18 protein-coding genes and 1 tRNA gene are annotated in these 20838 nt (G+C 68.6%); 3 read left to right on the top strand and 16 right to left on the bottom strand.

Going from position 1 to position 20838, the window contains the following annotated elements:
• Nucleotides 1-7: 7 nt before the first annotated feature.
• On the top strand, nt 8-2083 hold the full coding sequence (locus tag ACGGCP_RS18815) for an FUSC family protein (protein ID WP_392967779.1): 2076 nt from the start codon (nt 8-10) through the stop codon (nt 2081-2083).
• Here the strand turns inward: ACGGCP_RS18815 and ACGGCP_RS18810 are convergent.
• The 9 genes from ACGGCP_RS18810 to ACGGCP_RS18770 all read right to left on the bottom strand — a co-directional run bounded on the left by ACGGCP_RS18810 (nt 2080) and on the right by ACGGCP_RS18770 (nt 9106).
• Nucleotides 2080-2376 carry a hypothetical protein gene (locus tag ACGGCP_RS18810; protein ID WP_392967777.1) on the bottom strand — a complete coding sequence of 99 codons (297 nt, stop codon included), beginning with the start codon at nt 2374-2376 and terminating at the stop codon, nt 2080-2082. The two genes, ACGGCP_RS18815 and ACGGCP_RS18810, sit on opposite strands and share 4 nt — an antisense overlap.
• Before the next feature lie 5 nt (nt 2377-2381).
• Entirely contained in the window at nt 2382-3155 is a 774-nt protein-coding gene (locus ACGGCP_RS18805; RefSeq protein ID WP_392967775.1) for a Bax inhibitor-1/YccA family protein, read from the bottom strand.
• Nucleotides 3156-3346: 191 nt separating this feature from the next.
• Nucleotides 3347-5071: a bifunctional metallophosphatase/5'-nucleotidase gene (locus tag ACGGCP_RS18800; protein WP_392967773.1), complete on the bottom strand. Its 1725-nt coding sequence runs from the start codon at nt 5069-5071 to the stop codon at nt 3347-3349.
• A gap of 131 nt (nt 5072-5202) precedes the next feature.
• A complete protein-coding gene (locus ACGGCP_RS18795; protein WP_392967771.1) occupies nt 5203-5754 on the bottom strand; it encodes a GAF domain-containing protein in 552 nt (183 codons plus the stop codon).
• The gene (locus ACGGCP_RS18790; RefSeq protein ID WP_392967769.1) at nt 5751-6362 is read right to left on the bottom strand and encodes an ATP/GTP-binding protein; all 612 of its coding nucleotides are present in this window, start codon (nt 6360-6362) and stop codon (nt 5751-5753) included. The genes ACGGCP_RS18795 and ACGGCP_RS18790 overlap by 4 nt, the downstream gene beginning before the upstream one ends.
• Nucleotides 6340-6711 (bottom strand): DUF742 domain-containing protein, encoded by a 372-nt coding sequence (locus ACGGCP_RS18785; protein ID WP_392967767.1) that lies wholly within the window; start codon nt 6709-6711, stop codon nt 6340-6342. Before ACGGCP_RS18785 ends, ACGGCP_RS18790 begins: the two co-directional genes overlap by 23 nt.
• The gene (locus tag ACGGCP_RS18780) at nt 6711-7124 is read right to left on the bottom strand and encodes a roadblock/LC7 domain-containing protein (protein WP_392967765.1); all 414 of its coding nucleotides are present in this window, start codon (nt 7122-7124) and stop codon (nt 6711-6713) included. The genes ACGGCP_RS18785 and ACGGCP_RS18780 overlap by 1 nt, the downstream gene beginning before the upstream one ends.
• Complete coding sequence (locus ACGGCP_RS18775) at nt 7124-8791, bottom strand: sensor histidine kinase (protein WP_392967763.1); 1668 nt, start codon at nt 8789-8791, stop codon at nt 7124-7126. The genes ACGGCP_RS18780 and ACGGCP_RS18775 overlap by 1 nt, the downstream gene beginning before the upstream one ends.
• A 232-nt stretch (nt 8792-9023) precedes the next feature.
• A tRNA-Leu gene (locus tag ACGGCP_RS18770) sits at nt 9024-9106 on the bottom strand.
• A 349-nt stretch (nt 9107-9455) separates the two neighbouring features.
• Here ACGGCP_RS18770 and ACGGCP_RS18765 point away from each other — a divergent pair.
• Nucleotides 9456-11384, top strand: coding sequence for a DUF222 domain-containing protein (locus ACGGCP_RS18765; protein WP_392967761.1), 1929 nt, complete (start codon nt 9456-9458; stop codon nt 11382-11384).
• A gap of 160 nt (nt 11385-11544) precedes the next feature.
• The gene (locus tag ACGGCP_RS18760) at nt 11545-11916 is read left to right on the top strand and encodes a hypothetical protein (RefSeq protein ID WP_392967759.1); all 372 of its coding nucleotides are present in this window, start codon (nt 11545-11547) and stop codon (nt 11914-11916) included.
• Nucleotides 11917-11948: 32 nt separating this feature from the next.
• Here ACGGCP_RS18760 and ACGGCP_RS18755 read toward each other — a convergent pair whose 3' ends face one another.
• The 7 genes from ACGGCP_RS18755 to ACGGCP_RS18725 form a co-directional block, all read right to left on the bottom strand.
• Entirely contained in the window at nt 11949-12458 is a 510-nt protein-coding gene (locus tag ACGGCP_RS18755; protein WP_392967757.1) for a hypothetical protein, read from the bottom strand.
• Between the two features lie 98 nt (nt 12459-12556).
• Nucleotides 12557-13591 (bottom strand): ABC transporter ATP-binding protein, encoded by a 1035-nt coding sequence (locus tag ACGGCP_RS18750; protein WP_392968041.1) that lies wholly within the window; start codon nt 13589-13591, stop codon nt 12557-12559.
• Nucleotides 13592-13596: 5 nt separating this feature from the next.
• Nucleotides 13597-14739: an ABC transporter ATP-binding protein gene (locus ACGGCP_RS18745; protein ID WP_392967755.1), complete on the bottom strand. Its 1143-nt coding sequence runs from the start codon at nt 14737-14739 to the stop codon at nt 13597-13599.
• A gap of 2 nt (nt 14740-14741) precedes the next feature.
• On the bottom strand, nt 14742-15653 hold the full coding sequence (locus ACGGCP_RS18740; RefSeq protein ID WP_392967753.1) for an ABC transporter permease: 912 nt from the start codon (nt 15651-15653) through the stop codon (nt 14742-14744).
• Nucleotides 15646-16671 (bottom strand): ABC transporter permease, encoded by a 1026-nt coding sequence (locus tag ACGGCP_RS18735; protein WP_392967751.1) that lies wholly within the window; start codon nt 16669-16671, stop codon nt 15646-15648. Before ACGGCP_RS18735 ends, ACGGCP_RS18740 begins: the two co-directional genes overlap by 8 nt.
• A gap of 110 nt (nt 16672-16781) precedes the next feature.
• Nucleotides 16782-18515 carry an ABC transporter family substrate-binding protein gene (locus ACGGCP_RS18730; RefSeq protein ID WP_392967749.1) on the bottom strand — a complete coding sequence of 578 codons (1734 nt, stop codon included), beginning with the start codon at nt 18513-18515 and terminating at the stop codon, nt 16782-16784.
• Nucleotides 18516-18982: 467 nt separating this feature from the next.
• Nucleotides 18983-20680: an ABC transporter substrate-binding protein gene (locus ACGGCP_RS18725; protein WP_392967747.1), complete on the bottom strand. Its 1698-nt coding sequence runs from the start codon at nt 20678-20680 to the stop codon at nt 18983-18985.
• Nucleotides 20681-20838: the final 158 nt, after the last annotated feature.

Raw genomic sequence — 20838 nt, 5'->3', positions numbered from 1 at the left:
TCATGACGTGCTCAACCCTGGGGTCCGCGAATCGTTCCGCCGGGTCGGCCGGGACCTGCGGTCATGGACCCCGGGCGAGGCCGTGCCGGTCCTCGCCGTGCGCGCCGCGTTCGGCATCGCCGTCGCCATGGCCGCCGTCGCGTTCCTCGACCACCCGCACTGGGGCCAGGCAGCGATCATGGGCGCCTGGCTGGGCGGCGTCGCCATGCTCACCCCCGGCACCCGCACCGGACCGGCCCTGCCGCTCCTCGTCGGCGCCGCCGGAGCCCTCGGCGTCGTGCTCGGCGCGATCGACCAGCCGATCGTCCTCATCGCCGCCGCGGCCGCCTACGCGTTCACGCTCACGTTCATCGGCTCCGTGACGCACATCGCGGGCGTCACCTTCACCGTGTCCGGCATCATGTTCTTCCTCGCCGACCACCTCACCGCGGGCACGAGCATCCTCCTCGCCGCCCTCGCCGTCGCCGCGGGCGGCGCCGTCCAGGCCCTCACCGCGCTCCTGCCCCCGTACTTCCGGTGGGCCGAGGACCGGCGCACCCTCGCCGACGCCTGGCTCGCCCTCGCCGCCGAAGCCGACGCGCTCGCCGCCGACCCCGACGCGCCGTTCCGCACCGAACCGCTCTTCGAGGCCGCGCAGGAACTCGACCGCCGCCGCGCCCTGCCCGCCGCGATCCTCGAAGCCCGCCGCCAGCTGTACGCCGTGTCGACCGCGATCGGCCGCACCGCCTCCGCGCGCGCCCGCGCCGACGCCCAGGACCGCGACACCGTCGAGTTCTACTCCGAAGCCCTCGAACTCACCGCCCGGCTCCTCAACCACTTCGCCGAGCAGATCACCTCCCGCGCCCAGGTGAAACTCGACTGGGACGCCCTCCTCGACGGCCTCTCCCAGAACCCCATGGCCACCTCCACCGGCACCATGCCCACCGAGATCGGCGGGCTCCTGCGCACCCTCCACGAGACCGGCGGGTTCGCCGAACGCATCACCGCAGGCGGCGACGACGTCGTCGCCGACCCCGCGCTCGCCCACGCCACCTCGACCGCCCGCCAGGCCGTCGGCCAGCTCCGGGCCCGGCTCCACCGCCGCGACCCGGTGATCCACCACGCGCTGCGCCGCGCCGGCGTCATCGCCCTGGCGATGACGATCGGCCTCGCCTGGCCGACCGGCCACGGCTACTGGATCCCGCTCACCGCATGGCTCGTCCTCCAAGCGGACTTCGCCGGGACGCTCACCCGCGGCGTCACCCGCGCCGTCGGCACCACCGGCGGCGTCGTCCTCGCCTCCCTCCTGGGACTGCTGCTGCCGCAGGACCAGTTGTGGCTCAGCCTCATCGTGCTCGCCTACGCGCTCATCGCGTACCTGACGCGACCGGTGTCGATGCTCGTGTTCGCCGCCGCCGTCTCCGGATTCACCGTGTTCCAGATCGACCTCTCCGGCGAGAGCCCGGTCGCCGCCGCGTTCGACCGGGGCCTGTGCACCCTCGTCGGCGCCGCACTCGCGATCGGCTTCTACACGCTCGTCCCCACCTGGCAGACCCGCCGCCTCGGCGACCTCCTCGGGGACCTCGTCGACGCCTACCGCGACTACGCGCGCCTCTCCCTCGACCGGCAGGCGCACCCGGCCGACTACGACCGGAAGGTCATGCACGCCGCGATCGACCGCATCCGGGCCCGCCGCGCCGCGCTCACCAGCGCGGCCGACCAGGCGAAGGCCGAACCGGTCGCCGGGCCGGGCCCGCTCTCGGCCGACGCGCTCGGCGCGGAAGCGGCCCTGTCAAGGGCGGGAAGGGCTCTGGTGGCGGTGAACGCGACGCTCGGCCGCGACGAGGAGGCGAAGGGGCTCGCGGGAGTCGACGCGTTCGCGGACTCGCTTGACACGGCCTACCTGCGGCTGGCGGCGCTGGCGCGGGGCGTCGCGCCGCCGCGCGGCATCGACCTGGGGGCGGCCGCGCACCGGCTCGACCTGCGGCTCGCGGCCGTCGACGACCGGGACACGCGCACGAGGCGGAGCGTCCTGCGCTGGGAGTCGGACAACCTCGTCGAGGCGTTGGACGACGCGGCGCTGTTGATGGCCGACTGGAACTAGAAGAGGGCCGCGCGGGCCCTCTGGACCGCGGCTTCGGCTTGCGCGCGCTGCGTTTCGGTGAGCTCGGCTTCGAGGAGGTCGAGGCCGATGACCTGGAGCTGGTCGGGCAGGTTCATGTCGTTCGGCAGGCGCGGGACGGCGCGGCGCGGCCGGCCCTCGGCGTCGGCGGTGAGGTCGGCGAGGCGCTGCACGAGGGCGTGCATCGGCTCTGCCTTGGAAGACCAGCGAGCGGGCGACCAGTGGCGCGTGCCTTCGACGACACGCCCGATCGCCCGCTCGAGTTCGGTGCTCAAATGCGCTACTCGCCCTGGAAGTACGAGAGCAGGCGCAGCAGGTTCCAGTACAGGAAGATGAGGCCCGCGGTGAGGCCGAAGGCCCCGGCCCAGGCGTACTTCTTCGGGGCGCCGTGCGCGGCGGAGTACTCGATCATGTCGAAGTCGAGGATGAACGAGAACGCGGCCCACAGGGTCAGCGCGATCGCGATGATCCACTGGAGGGTCGTCGGGTCGCCGCCGGGGGAGGCGAACAGACCGAGGTTGACGCTGAAGAGGCTCGCGACGAAGTTCACGAGGAGCAGGCCCGCGATGCCGAAACCGGCGCCGACGATGACCTTGGTGAACATCGGGGAGTTCTTGAGGATGCGGAACTTGTAGAGCGCGAGCATGCCCGCGAACACCAGGACCGTGCCGAGGAGGGCGTTCACGACGATGCCGGGGAATCGCGATTCGAAGATCGCGGAGACGCCGCCGAGGAGGAAGCCCTGGCCGATCGCGTACGCGAAGGCCACGAACGGGTTCGTGATCGGCTTGAACATCGAGAAGATCATGACGCCGATGCCGACGACCGAGCCGAGCGTCATCAGCAGCCCGGCCGTACCCAGCTGAGAGCTGTCGCCGCTGGCGTACATGCCCCAGGTGAGCATGGCCGCGACGAAGGTCGCGCCCACGAGAGCGACGGTGCGCACGATGACGTCGTCGATCTTCATGGTCTCGGCCTGCGGCGCCTGGGTCATCTGCCCGTAAGGCCCGTACGCGGCACCCATGTGCTGCTCGTTGTACTGGGTCTTCACCATGTTGCGAAGGGATGAGTTCCTGCTTTGCATTGCCATGACCTGCGGTCCGTCCTCCGTTGGAGTTCTAAGGGTGTCTTTCAGCCTATCCGGTCATCACCGGAAACACGACACAGCGGCGGAGCATTCCCTGCTCCGCCGCTCTCGGCGCTGCTTGCGAGCCGTAAATGTGCCCTGTGAATGTACTCAGGAAACTACTTGATGATCGTGACCCGGCCGAGCTCCGGCGCTTCGAGCGGCGTCGCAGCGGTTCCGAACTCGGTGATGTAGTCCTCGAAGGCGTCCACATCGAGCTCGCCGAACAGCTTGTTCGTGCCGCCGAGGAACGCGGTGAACGAGTCGCCGCCCTCGGCGAGGAACGAGTTCGTCGTGACCCGGTAGGTCTGGTCGGCGACGATCGGCTGGCCGTTGAGCATGAGCGAGTCGGCGACGATCTGGTCGGTGCCGGTCTTCGTCTTGTCCCATGTGTACGTGAAGCCTTCGGAGACCTGCATGAACAGGGTCGTCTGGCGTCCGCCCGGGATCGGCAGCTGCTGCTGGAGGACCTGCAGGAGCTGCTCGCCGGTCAGGTCGAGGGTGACGACGTAGTTGTTGAACGGCTGCACGTCGAAGACCTCGCGGTAGGAGACCTCGCCGGGGACGCCTTCGGCGTGGATGAGGTCGTCGCGGACGCCGCCGGGGTTGAGGAGCGCGATCTCGGCGCCGCCGGTGTCGGCGCTGGCGGTGTTCCACAGCTGCGCGTCGGCGATGAGGCTGCCGAGCGGGAACTCCTCGGCGCGGGTCGCGCCGCGCTTGATGTCCTCGGCGAGGTAGCCGACGACGCGGCCGCCGGCCTCTTCGGCGGCGGGGCCGTACTCGGCGATGATATCGGTCTGGTCGCCATCGGCCTCGACGTCACGGGTGACGACGGTGTTGGAGCCGGTGACGGAGGAGCGGACGATGTCCTTGGTACGGCGGTCGTACGTCGCGTCGATCTGGGTGAACACGCGGCCGTAGGAGGACGCGGAGGTCACCATACGCGGGTTGCCCTTCGGGTCCGGCACGGAGCACACGTACTCCTGGTGGGTGTGGCCGGTGACGAGGATGTCGACGAGCGGGGTCATGTTCTCGGCGATGTCGACGATGGGGCCGGACATGCCGACGCCGGAGCCGTCGAGGGACTCGCACTCGTGGCCGGTGTCCTCGGCGACGGGCACGCCGCCTTCGTGGAGGAGCACGACGATCGAGTTGACGCCCTTGCGCTTGAGCTCCTGCGCGTACTTGTTCGCGGTCTCGACCTCGTCGAGGAACTCGAGGCCCTCGATGCCGGACTTGGAGACGATGTCGCCGGTGCCCTCGAGGGTCATGCCGATGAAGCCGACCTTGACGCCGCGGCCGAAGTCCTTGACCCAGTACGGGTCCAGGACGGTCTTGCCGGTGGCCTCGTCGACGACGTTCGCGCCGAGGTACGGGAAGTCGGCGCCCTCGAAGTCCTCGTCGCCCTCGATGATCCGGTTGAGCTCGTCGAACCCGGCGTCGAACTCGTGGTTGCCGACCGAGGAGACCTCGACGCCCATCTCGTTCAGCGATTCGATCGCGGGCTCGTCGTCGAAGATCGCCGACATGAACGGGCTCGCGCCGATGAGGTCGCCCGCGGCCACAGTGGTCGAGTAGCGCTCGCCCTCACGGGCCTGCTCCAGGTGGGTGGCGAGGTACTCGGCGCCGCCGGCGGGAACGTTCACGCCGTCCACCGGGTAGGTGTCGCTGGTCTCGGCCGCGACGTGCCCGTGGAAGTCGTTGATCGCGAGGAGCTGCAGGTCGATGTCGCGGCCGTGGCTCTGCTGTCCGGCGTTGGCCGACCACGCGCCGACGGCGAGCGTGGTCGCGGCGAGCGCGGCAGCGGCGCCCGCCGCCGCGAGGCGCTTGTGTCTGGGCTTCATTGCTCTCCATGGGGCTTGACGGGGCTCAGGGGAAGACGAGGGCGCAATCGCCCGATCGTGATCCAATCATGGGACGATTGCGCCCGGGTCAACTGAACATAACGGCTTCACAAAGCCGAGGTCAAGACTCCCTAGCGCGGCTTGCGCTCCTCGATGCGCTTCATGACGCGCGCCGCGACCGCCTTCATCGCGTCCACGTCGTCCTGCGTCCACTCGTGCGTCTTGTTGTCGATCACCCACACCGTGCCGATCGTGTGCCCGTCGCTGTCGACCAGCGGCGCGCCCATGTACGCGCGGATCCCCAGCGCGTCCACGACCGGGTTCGTCGCGAACCTTGAGTAGTCCAGGACGTTGTTGAGCGCCATGGCCTTCTCCCGCGCCACCACGTGCACGCAGTACCCGGCCTCCGCCGGCATCTCCCGCCCGATCTCCGGCTCCTTGCCGTCCACGGACTCCGTTCCCGGACCCGCGATGCCCGGGAAGAACTGGGCCTGGCCCTCGCCGACGAAGTTCACCCCCGACCAGGTCGCGCCCGTCAGCTCCAGCAGCTCCTTCGCCACGTCGTCGTACTCCGGGTCGGCCTCCGGCAGCGCGCCCCAGTACTGCAGCTTCGCGGCCCGCTTCGAACCGTCCGGGTCGCTGGGGGTGATGGTGAGGCGGAACTCGTGCTCCAGATCGGTCATTGCTGTACTCCTTGTCGGACGACCGTGGTGGCGGTCGAGATGAGGTGCCGGGTCAGGGTGACCAGCACCAGGGTGGCGGAACGGGGGTCGCGGGCGTCGCAGGAGACGATCGGGACGTGCGGCGCGAGGTCCAAGGCGTCCCGCACCTCCTCGGGGTCGTAGCGGAACGCGTCGTCGAACACGTTGACCGCCACCACGAACGGCGTCTTGCGCCGCTCGAAGAAGTCGAGCGCGTTGAAGCAGTCCTCCAAGCGGCGCGTGTCCGCCATGACCACCGCCCCGAACGCCCCGTCCGACAGCTCGTCCCACATGAACCAGAACCGGTCCTGCCCGGGCGTGCCGAACAGGTACAGGATGTGGTCCGAGTCGAGGGTGATCCGGCCGAAGTCGAGCGCCACCGTCGTGGTCGTCTTCGCGCCCACGCCCGTCAGGTCGTCCACGCCGATCGACGCGGTCGTGATCGTCTCCTCGGTGCTCAGGGGCTCGATCTCCGAGACCGAGCCGACGAACGTGGTCTTGCCGACCCCGAACCCGCCCGCGACGAGGAGCTTGATCGCGGTCGGGACGGGTTGTGCGGGCGCCCTGTCAGAGTCGCCGTTGTAGGCCATTGAGGAGTGCCTCCAGAAGGTTCAGGTCCGTGGGGTCGAGGGCGGCCTCGGGAGCGTGCGCGGTCACCGCGCCGTACTCGACGAGGTCCGAGAGGAGCACCTTGACGACCATCGCGGGCAGGCGCAGGTGCGCGGCGATCTCCGCGACCGACACCGGCTCGTGGCAGAGCAGGAGCACCGCCGCCTGCTCCGCCTCCAGCTGCGAGGGGCGCATCCGGCCCGTCGACTTCACCAGCGACAGGAGGTCGAAGTCGGCCGTCGGGTTCGTGCGCCCGCCGCTCACCGTGTACGGGCGCACGAGCGGCCCGGCCGCGTCGTCCAGCAAGCGCTCCTCCTCGAAACCGGGCATCAGCTTTGGGCGGCGTAGGCCTGGCGCATCGGCGTCTCCAGATGCGGCCGGACGCTCTTGACGAGCACCGACATCTCGTAGCCGACCGTGCCCGGGTCGGCCTCTCGGTCCGTGGTCACGGCCAGGACCGCGCCGAAGCCCGCCGTCGACACGAACAGGAACGTGTCGTCGAGCTCCGCGATCACCTGGCGCACAGGGCCGTTCGACCCGAACTGCGCCCCCGCGCTGCGCGCCAGCGAGAACATGCCCGACGCGATCGCCGACAGCTGGTCCGCCTGGTCGACGCTGAGCCCGTGGTGGGCCTTCTTCATGCCGTCCGAGGACAGCAGGAGGGCGCTCCGGGCGTGCGGGACCTTCTTGACCAGGCTCGCCAGCAGCCAGCTCAGATCGGTTGCCGCCTCTTCGCCTGCCATCAGGCCTCCTCATTCTTCGGCTGGACTGGGTGTTCCGATGTGGGGACCGGAAGTTCGGCGGCGCGGTGCTGGCCCTGCTGGAAGGCCTTCATCAGGCCGGGGTCGTGGCCTGCTTCAGGGGCGCGCTGGCCCGGACGGGGGGTGGTGTCGCGGAGCTGGGGGGCGAGGTGGGACTGCTTGCGGCGCTTGGGGAGGTCGGGGCGGTCGCCGCGGGGCTCGTCGATGGCGGGCATCTCGGCGGTGGCCTGGAGGTCGGCCCGGGCCGGGTCCATGCGGGGGATCGCGCCGGAGTGGTGGCCGGTGCCCGCGGTGGGGAGGGCGCGCATCTGGACGGCGGGCAGCTGCACCGGCGGGGGCACGGGCTGCGGCGCGGCGGGGAGCGCGACGGGTTCGGGCGCGGCGATCTCGGGCATCTGGGGGAGGTCGCCGAGCAGTTCCTCGGGGATGATGAGGATGGCCTGCGTGCCGCCGTAGATGTTCCCCTGCAGCTGCACGGTGAGGCGGTGCTGGTGGGCGATGGAGGCGACGACGTAGAGGCCGATGCGGCCGTCCTCCAGGAGGGCGGCGAGGTCGGTGCCCTCGGGGTCGGCGAGCATCCGGTTGAACTTGTCGCGCTCGCCCTGGTCGACGCCGAGGCCGCGGTCCTCGACCTCGACGGCCAGGCCGGTGCGGACGCGGGAGACACGCATGAGGACCGTGGTGTTGGGGTCGGAGAACACGGTCGCGTTCTCCACGAGCTCGGCGACGAGGTGGATGAGGTCGGCGACGGCGTGGCCCTGCACGGTGCCCTTGATCGGCAGGACGAGCTTCACCCGCGCGTACTGTTCCACTTCGGACACTGCGGAGCGCAGGATCTCGTAGACGTTGATCGGGCGGGTCCACTGCCGGTGCGGGGTGGCGCCGCCGAGCACCGCGAGGTTCTCGGCGTGGCGGCGGATGCGGGTCGCCAGGTGGTCGACCAGGAAGAGCCCCTTCAAAAGGTCGGGGTCCTCGACCTGCTTCTCCAGGTGGTCGAGCTCGATGATCTCCTTGTGCACCAGCGGCTGGATGCGGCGCGCGAGGCTCACGAAGATCCCGACCTTGGCCTGCGCGTTGAGCACGGCCGGGGCGGGCGGAGGCGACACGGGCCGCTGCGGCGGCGGGGCGACGACCCGCGGCGGCTGCACGGCCGGGATGCCGCGCACGACGATCGCCTCTGCGGCGGAACGCAGGTGGCGCGTCTCGTCCGCGAGCTGGCTGATGGCCTCGTCGGTGGTCGCGGCGATCTCCCCGCCCGAGGGGAGCGGCACGGACCAGCGCTGCTCGACGGGCCTGGAGCGCTGCAGGTCGTCGAGGGCCTGCCACACCTTGTAATGCGTCTCCACAGTGGAGCGTCGCACGGATCCGATCCGGCGGCCGAGGTCCGCGTCGATCTTGGTGGCGGACATCAGGGTCAGGTAGCCGACGATGAGCAACAGGACCGCGGCGGAGCCGTAGACGACGGGCGCCAGGTCGGACTGGCCCTGGGCGAGGAAGACCGCGACGCCGGCGCCGGCGAGCACGGCGGCGCAGAAGGGCAGGAGGCCCAGACGGAGCAGGCGGGCCTTGAGGTCGGGCCCGGCGGGGTCGGGAGCGTGGGGTGCTTCCGGCTGATAGGTCTGGGTAGTGGTCCGAGATGTTTCGGGCATCGCCATCCTTACGACACAGGCCTATCGACACCGTGAAATCGGAAAGATTCAGAACTATTGCAGCGCAACGGGGATCTGGGGAACCAAAGCGGGCTGGCTCGACAGAATGGTACCAATGCTCAGGTATTGGATAGCACGGCTTCCCACGAACAGTCAACAGCCTCAACCCGATCGGGCCATCGGCCGGGCGGACCGGGCGCCCCCACCTGTCGCCCGCCCGCGTCGCCGCCCGTGCCCGAGACGGGATTTGAACCCGCAAGTCTCACGACGGCCGGTTTTAAGCCGACTGTGTCTACCAGATTCCACCACTCGGGCCCGTGTACTGACACGCTAGCGGGAATCCGGGTCCGATGGTCCCCCTAGTTGCGGGGACAGCGGCCCTCACCTGAGGGAACATCGAAGTGTCGTGATCCCGACAGTGAGCGGTCCACTTCCCTTGGCGTTCAAGCGGCGCCGACTAGTGGGAGTGCTTCCATTGTCCCACTTCGGCTCTCGCCTGTCAGTACACAAGGTTCAATCGGGCGGCGACGAAGAGGCAGCATGATCCGCCTCTCCCACTTCGGCTTCGGGGTCCGTGTCGGTCCGTCGCGAATAATCCTCATATCCATCATGGACATTAATTCACCCGTCTGGGTGATGACACTAGAACCCCTGTTCGATATCATTGACATATAACAGCCAACGCGACAATCGGATAACTCCCGAGGGGGTGAGCAGGATGAATGGCACAGACCGAAACTCACAAGCACAAGCCCTGCGCCCCCGGATCGACAACCTCACCTCGCAGCTCTGCGCAGTCGAGGCAAATCTCCTGCAAGCAGTGATCGCCTACACCTCTCAAGGGCTCCACAAGGAATGCGACGGCTTCTCCGGCATTCGCGACTGGATAAAGGAATCCTTCAATCTCAACGAGGCCTGCGCCGGCCAGATCGCCTCCATCGCCCGCCTCGCCCCGAAGTTCAAGCACCTCACCGAGGCCGCCCTCGCAGGGGCCGCCCGCATCGACGCCATCGCCTACGCGATGCGCCGCATCGAGCGGGAAGGCCTGGCCGTGCACGCCCGGGCTCCGTACCCTAGCCCGGTCGAATCCCCCTACAGCCCAACGCTTTGCAACACCTCCGAGGAACTGATCCGGGAGTACTGCATCCACTCCACCCGCTCCGAACTCGCCGAGCACCTGGACCGCATCTGCGCCGAGCTCTTCGACCAGCAGTCCCTGCTCGACGAACTGAGCCAGCAGTCCCTGGCCTGGCTGGAAGTCAACCAGCGCCCAGACGGCATGTGGGACATCGAAGGCCTCCTGACCGACGACACCGGGCAGCTCATCAGCAACGCCCTGAAGACCGCCGTCCCCCCTCCCCGCCAGGACGAGGCCGACGCAGACGGTCTGCTCCCCCGCGTCTCCGGCCGCAACGCCGAAGCCCTGCACCAGATGGCAGCGGCCTACGGCACCTCTCCTGACGCCCCCAGGCGGCACGGCCATACCGCCACTCTGAACCTCACCTGCGACATCGAGACCCTTCGCGGCGACAAGACCGGGCGGCTCGCCAAGCTCGACGGCAAGACGATCTCCGTCGCCAAGGCCCGCCTCCTCGCCTGCGAAGCCGGGGTCATCCCCTCGGTCTTCGACTACAGCACAGGCGAAGCGATCGAACTGGGCCGAGCCAAGCGCCTCCCCAACGTCGCCCTCCGCCACAAGCTCGAACTCGAACAACCCGAGGGCTGCGCTTGGCAGGGCTGTCGGGCTCCGATCTCCTGGACTGAGGCGCACCACGTAGTGCATTGGGCAGACGGGGGCGCGACCTCCGCTGAGAACCTGATCCTCCTGTGCAGGTTCCATCACTCCAGGATTCACCTGGACACTTGGAGCATTACGAAGACGGGCCCTGGCAAGGCATCGATCAGGCACATCCGCACCGGTGCAACGGATGCCGAGTGGGATGCCGACGCCGACCTGCCCAGTGGCCAGGTGAGCGAGGAGTTCTCCCGGGGCCTGAAGCGGCAGCTTGACGACTATGCGAACTGGTTCGCCCAGAAGAACATGGAAGCGAGCATCACTCGGGCCCGGACGAGTCTTCGAGAGGAGCAGGCCGCAGAAGTGAAGGCCTGCAGGGTGGTCGAACCAAGCACGGTGGCGAAGCCTGCCCTCGTACCGGTGGTCCTCCGGGAGGATCCGGGCGATCCGCCCTTCTTATCCTGCCCTCAGCGGGCGACTGCTGAGGGAGCGCGGTCAAGGCCAGCGCAGCCCGATTCCCAAGGGGGACCGGGCCCCTCAGCATGTCCAGGGTCGGGAACGGCCTCCAAGCGCGGCCCCGCCAGACCGGGAAGCCACAGTCCCCGCCCCGCCCGACACCTTCCTATCGCTGCCCGCTTGAAGGGCGACCGGATCGGTCCGAGGGCCGGAATCCGGGCCCCGCTCCTCCCCTGCCTCGTTGTCGCTGCCCGCTTGAAGCAGGGCCCGACCGGACCGGGGAGCCGAAGTCCAGGGCCCGCCCCCGCCTACCTCTTTGTCGCTGCGAGGTTGAACCGAGGCCCGGTCGGGCCTCGGGGCCGCAGTCCTGGCCTCACTCCTCCTCTGCCTCTTCGTCGCTGACTGCTTGAAGCGGGACCTTCGAATCTGCTGGTGGCGGCCGAATCGCGAACCCGGCCCCTATCGTCTTTCCGACAAACCCGGCAGGGCCGATTCGGGCCGCTCGGAGGGGTTTCCGCTGCGAGCATGAGTCGTCATCGTCGTCTCACAGTGAGGTGGTCAAATGCGACGAATCCTGGCCAGTGCGGCCGCTGCCATCGCGATCGGGGCGGCCTGGGCCGCGCCCGTGTCCGCCGAAGAGCCTGTCGCGTCCGAAGCGCCGCTGACGCTCGCGTCGGACTCCGAGAGCGTGTACTGCAGCGCCGCGTTCAGCACCGCGACCGTGGTGCGCGAGTACCCGAGCGCGACCGCCGGGCAGATCGGTCCGAAGATCCCGGCGGGGACCTGGGTCGACGGGTCGTGGTGCGCGCCGTTCACCGACGGCGGGGCGCACAAGACGTGCGGGTCCTGGTCGAAGGTGTGGATCGTCGTGGACTGGAACGACACCTGGGGCTTCGCGCACGTCGGCTGCCTGCAGAGCTACTACGTCGACTGACCGGGTCACTTGAAGGCCGGGCCGCGGGACTCTCAGCCGCGGCCCGGTTTCGCGTTCCTGCGGGAGTCGTAGTAGACGGCCTCGCAGAGGTCGTCGACGTCGTCGTTGTCGCGCCAGTCGTCGAAGTCGGCCACGAACACCATCTTCGCCTCGGCCTGCCGGTCCCGGCCCAGCACCTGGAGGACCTTCTTCCAGTCCGCGAGGTTCGGGTGGTCGTAGTCCCGGCACGCCCCGGCCGGTTCGAGCAGGCGGATCGCCTGCTGCAGGGTCGCGGCGTTCACCGCGTACGACTCCGAGCCGCCCCGGTGGCCCAGGACGGTGGCCATCACGACCGCCGGAAGCGGGTGCTCCCCGACGTTCTTGCGGCCGAAGACCAGCTCGCCGGAGACGTCGTAGATCCCGAGCCCGTAGGCCGCGGGCTGCTTCCAGCCGGGGAGGTCGGCGATGAGGCGCTCGCGGGCGGCGGCGATCTTCTCGCGGGTCTCCCAGCGGTCGCCGAGCTCGGCGAGGAGGGCGGTGACGGTGGCTTTGGCAGCAGTCATGGCCGAAGTCTCGCACCCGCGGGCGAGGGCCCGCGAGACGAGCACCGGAAAAGAGACGGGCCGCCCCACCGAAGTGGGGCGGCCCGGTACTGCGTTCGCTAGACGAGCTGCTTGGGCTCCGCGTAGTGGCACGCCGCGCGGGTCAGGCCCGCGTGGTCGGACCGCAGGAGCGGCTCGACGTCGATGCACTTGGCCTGCTGCGACTCGTCGAGCTGCTTGAACAGCGGGCAGCGGGTCCGGAAGCGGCAGCCCGAAGGCGGGTTGGACGGGCTCGGCACGTCGCCCTGGAGGACGATGCGCTCGCGGGTCCGCTCCTTGCGCGGGTCCGGCAGCGGGATCGCCGACATGAGCGCCTGCGTGTACGGGTGGGCCGGACCGGCGAAGAGCTGGTCGGTCGTCCCCTCCTCGACGATCTTGCCGAGGTACATGACCGCGACCTTGTCCGCGATGTGCCGCACCACCGAAAGGTCGTGCGAGACGAACAGGTACGACAGCCCCAGCTCGTCCTGCAGGTCCTCCAGCAGGTTGATGACGCCGGCCTGGATCGACACGTCCAGGGCCGACACCGGCTCGTCGAGCATGAGCACGCGCGGCTGCAGGGCCAGCGCGCGGGCGATGCCGATGCGCTGGCGCTGACCGCCCGAGAACTCGTGCGGGTACCGGTTGCGGTGCTCCGGGTTCAGGCCGACGATCTCGATCAGGCTGTTGACCCGGTCGCGGCCGCCGTTCTTGAACAGGTTGTGCACGCGCAGCGGCTCGGCGATGATCTCGAAGACCGTCATGCGCGGGTCCAGCGAGGCCATCGGGTCCTGGAACACCAGCTGCAGGTCCCGGCGGATCGGCCGCATCTGGTTACGCGAGAGCTTCGTGAGGTCCTTGCCGTCGTACAGGATCTCGCCCGAGGTCGGCTCGATGAGGTTCATCATGAGCCGCGCCGTGGTGGACTTGCCGCAGCCGGACTCGCCGACGAGCGCCAGGGTCTCGGTCTGGCCGATCTCCAGGCTCACGCCCGAGACGGCGTGGACCGCGCCGACCTTGCGGCGGAGGATCCCCTTGGAGCGCACGGGGAACTCCTTGACCAGGTTCTTCCCGGCGATGACCGGGCTCGCCGCGGTCTGCGGAGTGTCGAGCATGGCGTTCACTTGTCCTCCTCCTCGTGGAGCGCGGCGGCCTCGGCTTCGGCGGCTTCGACTTCCGCTTCGACCGACAGGTCGGTGGCCACGGGCGCGAACACGTCGTCGGGGGCCTTGCCCTCGAGCTGGTCCGAGAAGTGGCAGGCCGAGACGTGCCCGGTGGGGCCGATCGGCAGCAGGTCCGGTTCGACCTCGGCGCAGATGTCCTGGTGCATGGGGCAGCGAGGACGGAACGGGCAGCCCGGCGGCAGGTTGAGCATCGACGGCGGCGTGCCGTGGACGGGGGTGAGGCGGTGGCCCCGGTCCTCGTCCATGCGCGGCAGCGAGCCGATGAGGCCCAGCGTGTAGGGCATGCGCGGCTCGTAGAAGATCTCGTCGACGGTGCCCTGCTCGACCGGCTTGCCCGCGTACATGACGAGGACGTCGTCGGTGTGCCCGGCGATGACCCCGAGGTCGTGCGTGATGAGGATCAGCGCGGCGTTGACCTCTTCGCGGGCCTTCTCCAGGGCCTCGAGGACCTGGGCCTGGACGGTCACGTCGAGGGCCGTGGTGGGCTCGTCGGCGATGATGACGTCCGGGTTGTTCGCCATGGCGATGGCGATGACCACGCGCTGGCGCATGCCGCCGGAGAGCTCGTGCGGGTAGGCGTCGACCCGCTGCTGCGGGTTCGGGATGCCGACCGAGTCGAGCAGGTCGATGCAGCGCTTGCGCGCCTCGGCCTTGGAGATGTCCGTGTAGTGGACGCGGATGGCCTCGGCCAGCTGGAAGCCGACCGTGTAGACCGGGTTGAGGCTGGTCAGCGGGTCCTGGAAGATCATGGAGATCTTCTTGCCGCGGACGCGGGAGAGCTCGGCGTCGCCGAGACCGAGGAGCTCTTCGCCCTCGAGCTTGGCGGAGCCGGTGATCTGGGCGGTCTTGGGCAGGAGGCCCATGATCGCCATGGAGGTCACCGACTTGCCGGAGCCGGACTCGCCGACGATGCCGAGGCTCTGGCCGCGGCGCAGCTCGTAGGAGACGCCGCGGACGGCGTGGACGAGCCCGTCCTCGGTCGGGAAGGACACGTTGAGGTCCTTCACTTCGAGGACGGAGTCGCCCTTGGCGCCGGTGGTGCGCTTGGCGCCGTTGGTGCTCACTGAGATGTTCGACATCGCTATCGCCTCACCATCGTCTGCCGCGGGTCCATCGCGTCGCGCAGGCCGTCACCGATGAAGTTGATGGTCAGCGCGATGAGGATGATCATGACACCGGGGATGTAGAACAGGTACCAGTGCTCGTTGAACGCCGACGCGCCCGCCGCCTCGATGAGGAGGCCCAGGGACGTGTCGGGGCTCTGGATGCCCAGGCCGAGGAAGGACAGGGTCGTCTCCGACAGGATGGCGAAGGCGATCTGCAGCGTCACCGAGACGATGATGACGCTCATCGTGTTCGGGATCAGGTGCTTCACGATGATGTGCCAGTCCGATCCGCCCGCGGAGCGCGCGGCCTCGATGAACTCCTTCTCCCTCAGGGATAGCACTTCCGCGCGCACGGCGCGGGCGATCGAGGTCCAGCCGAAGATCGCGAGGATGAAGGCCATGTGGTACCAGCGGACGCTGGAGTCGATCGCGCCGGCGATGGCGCCGGTGATGACCAGGAACGGGATCACGAACATGATGTCGAGGAAGCGCATCATGAGCGAGTCGACCCAGCCGCGGTAGAACCCGGCGACGGCGCCGTAGAGCGCGCCGATGACCGTGGAGCCGATGGCGACGACGAGCGAGACGTTCAGGGACTGCTTGGTCGCCTGCATCATCGCGCCGAGCATGTCGCGCCCGGCCTTGTCGGTGCCGAACGGGTGGTCCAGGCTCGGGGCGGCCCACGAGGGGATCTCCGAGTGGATCTTGTAGTCCCACTTCCACAGGAAGGGGCCGAGGTAGGCGAACAGCACGATGATCACGAAGATCACGAGGCTGATGACGGCGGCGCGGTGGCGGAAGAAGCGGCGGGCCACCATCTCCCACTGTCCGCGTTCCTTGCTGGTGATGGCCTCGGCTTCGAGGCGGGGCGATGCGGTGTTACTCATAGCGGATCCTCGGGTCGAGCACGCCGTACAGGATGTCGGAGATCAGGACGCCGATGAGGACGACGAGGCCTGAGATGAGCACGTAGGCCATGACGACGAAGGTGTCGCCCGCCCGGATGGCGTCCAGGGAGTACACGCCCAGGCCGCGCCAGCCGAAGATCGACTCGGTGACCATGGCGCCGCCCATCGCCCCGGAGAGGGCCAGCGGCGCGAAGGTCGCGACCGGGATGAGCGCGGTGCGCAGGGCGTGGCGGCGCATGACGGTGCGGTTGCGCACGCCCTTGGCGCGGGCGAGCCGCACGTAGTCGGAGTTCATGACCTCGAGCATGGAGGCGCGCTGGTACCGCGAGATCGCCGCGTAGCCGCCGAGCATGAGCACGAGGGTCGGGACGATCAGGTAGGGCAGGGAGTCGACGAAGACCTCCCAGCCGTTGCCCTGGAAGCCGGTGGTGCCCGAGCCGTACGTCTGGAAGACGGTGGAGCCGAGGATCTTGTTCAGCTGCACCGCGCCTTCCTTGAACAGCGAGCCGAGCCAGAACACCGGCATGGCGAGGAACAGGAAGCCCAGGAAGGTCAGCGTGTAGTCGGTGCGCGAATACTGCTTGACCGCGCTGACGACACCGGAGAGAATGGCGATGCCGATGGACGCGAGCGTCGCGAACAGCACGAGCCGGAGCGTGATCCAGAAGCGCGTGGAGATCTCGTAGCCGATGTCCATGGCGGAGCCCTCGATGGAGGGGCCCCATTCGCCCTTGAGGAGGCCGATGTCCCCGTTGGTGTCACCGATGCCGGTGAGCCAGATCCAGTAGCGCTCGGGGATGGACCGGTCGTAGTACAGCGACGCTTCGAGGGCGTCGACCGTGGACTGCGGCACCGGCTCGCCGGTGGACTGCTGGATCTCGAAGACCATGTCCTGGACGGGGTCGTTGACGACGTCGACCAGGACAAAGCACAAGATAGTCGCTCCCAGCAGCACCGGGATCATCAGTAGGGTGCGCCGGATTATGAATACAACCATAATGCCTCGTTAACGGTTTCTCTGGTGTGGACCGGTTCGCCTGCCGACCGGCCCGTCCGCGCCGAGGCGCGGCTTCTCCACTGTTCCAAATTCACTGCACTTCCTCGGCCTCACTCAGCAGCGACCCCCCATTCGGCCAAGTTGTACGCGGCCCGCTGCTGCGACGCCCAATTGTCGCGGACGTTCACCAACCTATCGGAGACCATCACCGCGACCGGTGTGTCCACGATAGGGAGCGAATAGGCGTTCTGGACGACGCGCTCGACGGCGGCGTTGGCGAGGCCGGCCGCCTCGTCGATGTCGAGGGTGCCGTTGACCTGCGCGATGCGCTCGTCCAGCTCGGAGTCGGAGAGGTCGCCGAAGTTCGAGCCCGAGCCGGTCTCCCAGTACTGGGACGCGGCGGCGACGAACAGCGGGTCGGAGCTCCAGCCGAAGGCGATCATGTCGAACTCGCCCCCGCCGAGCACGTCGCCGAGCTCGGCGTCCGGGATCGACCGCAGTTCGACCTCGATGCCGAGGTCGGCGAGGTTCGCCTGGACGAGCTCGCCGGTGATCCGGCGGTTCTCCTTGGACTCGGAGTAGCGGAAGTCGAGCTTGACGGGCTCGTCGTCCGGGTTGTGGAGCACGCCGTCCTTGAGCTCGTAGCCCGCCTCCTCGAGCATCGAGTAGGCCAGCTCGACGTCGCCGGTGCCCTGGCCGGTGGCGGCGAAGTAGTCCGTGTAGTACTCCGAGCCGTTGCGGAAGAGGTGGTTGCCCTTGCGCTGGATGTCGGACTGCACGTACGCGTAGGTGCGCGAGATGAGGTTCTCGATGTCGATCGCGGTGAACACGGCCTGGCGCAGCACGGGGTCGGAGAGGAACTCGTTCTTCGTGTTCAGGTCGATGTGCTCCCACGAGGGCCCGCCCGCGACCGCGTACTCGAGGCCTTCGGCGCCTTGGAGCTGCGTGATGGTCTCGGCGGTGACCGCGAACGGCGAGGCGCCGTCGATCTCGCCGTTGCGCAGGGCGGTGACGATGTTCTCCAGGCCGTCGATGACCTTGAAGGTGACCTTGTCGAGGGTCACCTCGGTGTCCCCGGCCCAGTCGTCGTTGGGCACGTAGACGACGTGCTCGCCGACCTTGGCGTCCTGGATCTCGAAGGGCCCGGTGGACCAGGTGGGGACGGTCTCGGAGAAGTAGTCCTCGGCGGCCTTCATGGCCTTCGGGTCGTTCTGCCAGTCGAAGCCCTGCTCGGTGGCGACGTGGGCGGGCTCGGAGAGCACTTCCTCGTACTGCCATTCGGCGGAGTGGTAGGTGTCCTTGTAGGTCACGGTGACCTTGGAGCCGTCGCCGGTGATCTCCTCGACCTGCGAGCCGCGGGTGATGTTCGCGGGGTCGCAGCCTTCGCACTTCTCCTGGTCGCCCGAGGTGGCGTACCAGTGGTAGATGAAGTCGTCGACGGTGATGTCGGTGCCGTCGCCCCAGTTCGCGCCGTTCTTGAGGGTGTACTCCACGGTCACCGGGTCCTCTTTGACGAGTTCCGGGTTGGAGGCGAAGACGCCCTCGTTGACGATGTACTCGCCGTCGGGGCCGAACTGGCCGGTGTAGGGCCAGACGCCGACGAGCGCCATCGACACGTACGCGTTGTTGCCTTCAGAGGTGTTCTGGTTCCAGGTGCCCCAGGAGCCGTCGAGGGCCCAGGTGATCTCGCCGCCGTCGGCGCGCGAGCCCGAGTTGCAGCCCGCGGGGTCGTCGAGGCAGGCATCGAGGCTGGACGAGGTGGTCTCGTCGCCCTGCCCGCAGCCCGCGAGCACCAGGGCGGTGCAGGCGAGGGCGGCGACGGCCGCGGTGTGGTGTCGCTTCATGGTTCCTCTCGAAGGTTTGCGTCACCGACGTTCCGGCGGGAGGAACGACGTGGGGCCGGTGGCTCCGGGCCGGGCCGCCGGGTCCGCTGGTGGGAGCGGAGCAGGGCGGCGGTCGGGTGACGCGAGGTACAGCCTTCCACGGGAATCCCGGGTTTCGGACAACCGAACACGAGATGAGTTTCGTTCGTTACGTTCCCGTGATGTTCATTCCCTGAATGGCGGCCGAAAGTGGAAAATTCACTGTCTGCCAGCGCAAATCCTTGGCTCGCAAGCATCGCCGAGGAGGGAGGATCCGCCGCCCGCCCGGGGGGAGGCGGGTCGGCCGCGCCGATGCGGCCGGAGGCGGAGAGGGGTTCGGGCGGGGCGTCGACGGCCGGTCACCTCCGGGCGACCCGGCCGAAACACGGCCCCTGAAAGCGGGAAGCGGCGAGGCCCCGGAAGGCCCCGCCGCTCAGCTCAGAGAGCCCTTACGCGTTCTTCCACTCGACCACGTTGAAGATCGGGCCGGCCTGGCTGTTGCCGTTCGGCACGACGCCGTCGATGATGGTCGGGTTCCAGACGATGCCCTGGGGCTCGTCGTAGAACGGCAGCGTCAGCGCGAGCGGGACCACGATGGCCTCGACCTCGTTGGCGAAAGCGGCCGACTCGGCCACGTCGATCGTGCTCTGCACCTTCGCGATGGCCTCGTCGACCTCGGGGAAGGAGTAGTTGCCGTAGGCGACGTCGGTCAGGAAGTACTGGCCGGGGGCCGAGCCGAAGGTCGGGCTGCCGGACCAGCCGAAGACGACCAGGTCGAAGTCGGACTCGGTCAGGACCGTGCCGAGCTCGCCGTCCGGGATGGCCTTGAGCTCGAGCGCGATGCCGATGAGCGCCAGCTGCGCCTGGGCGAGCTCGGAGATCGTCGTGCGGGCCGCGTCGCCTTCGCCGTAGCGGATGACGAGCTTGACTTCCTTGCCGTCCGGGGTCTTCAGCGTCTCGCCCTCGGCCGCACCGGTGTAGCCGGCGGCGGTGAGGATCTCGGCGGCCTTGGCCACGTCGCCCGAGCCCTGGCCGGTCGCGCTCAGGTGGTCGACGAAGTACTCGCTCTTCTGGCCGAAGAAGTGGTTGAGGCGCTGGGAGACCTCGGTCTCGGGGAAGATGCGGGAGATCGAGTCCGCGACGTTGACGGCGGTGAAGACGGCCTGGCGCAGGGCCTGGTCCTTCAGGAACTCCGACTTGACGTTGGTGTCGAGGTGGATCCAGACACCGCCTTCGTAGACGGCCTGCTCCAGGTTCGGGTCCTCGGCGACCTTGTCGAACTCCTCCTGCATGAACTCGCTCGGCCACGCGCCGGCGATGGTGCCCTGGCGGAGCTCGGTCACGATGGCCTCGGTGCCCTCGACGACCTTCATGGTGAGCTTCTCGACGGTCGGCTTGACCGAGCCCTGGTAGTTCTCGTTGATCTCGTAGACGACGTACTCGCCGAGCTTGGAGTCGACGGGCTTCCACGGGCCGGTGACGACGTCGATCAGGTTGGCCTCGGACCACTCGATCGCGTTGCCCATGATCGCCGGGTCGGTCTGCCAGCCTTCGAAGCCGTTGGCCTCGAGGACGTGCGAGGGGAGGTACACGGTGGGGCTGTAGAGCCACTCGGGGTCGAGGTGGCCCTCGACGAAGGTGACGACGACGCCGGCGTCGGAGGCCTCGATGGAGGCGATCTTGGAGCCGTAGGTGGTGGAGGCGGGCTGGGCCTGCTCCTGGTTGGCGTGCTCGGGGTTACCGGAGATGCTGTACCACTGGAAGATGAAGTCCTCCACGCGGATCGGCTTGCCGTCGGACCACTGCGCGTTCTCCTGCAGGGTGTACTCGACCTGGAACGGCTGCTCGTTGATCACCTTGGCGTCGGCGAAGACGGCGTCGTTGAGGTGGAAGTCGCCGTTCTCGTCGAAGTCGCCGGAGGAGTTGCCGTCCAGGCCGAAGGTCTTCGGGAACATGGCCTGGTGGCCGTACGAGTTGTTGCCCGCACCGGTGTTCTCGTTCCAGGACTCCCACGCCGAGGGGATCGCCCAGATGAGTTCCTTGGCGCCCGAGCCGCCGTTGCCTTCGTTGCCACCGCAGGCGGCGAGGGTGAAGGCGGCCGTGCCGCCGATGGTCAGGCCGCCGAGAGCTCTACGGGTCAGAGCCATGGTTGTTCTCCTCCAGAGGTCGATGCCGAGGGGCCTTCACGAAGGCGCCGATGCCTCGTGTCCCGGGGTGCGGGATCGGGGAAGGCTTCAGGGGCCCCCGGCGGTGTTGGGACAAACACTGGCACAGACGTGAGCGGATTGACATGGCCGAGGCCCCA

This window comes from Glycomyces sp. NPDC048151 (genome assembly GCF_043202775.1).
In the GTDB taxonomy this organism is placed as follows: domain Bacteria; phylum Actinomycetota; class Actinomycetes; order Mycobacteriales; family Micromonosporaceae; genus Glycomyces.
This window is presented reverse-complemented; position numbering and strand designations above follow the sequence as displayed.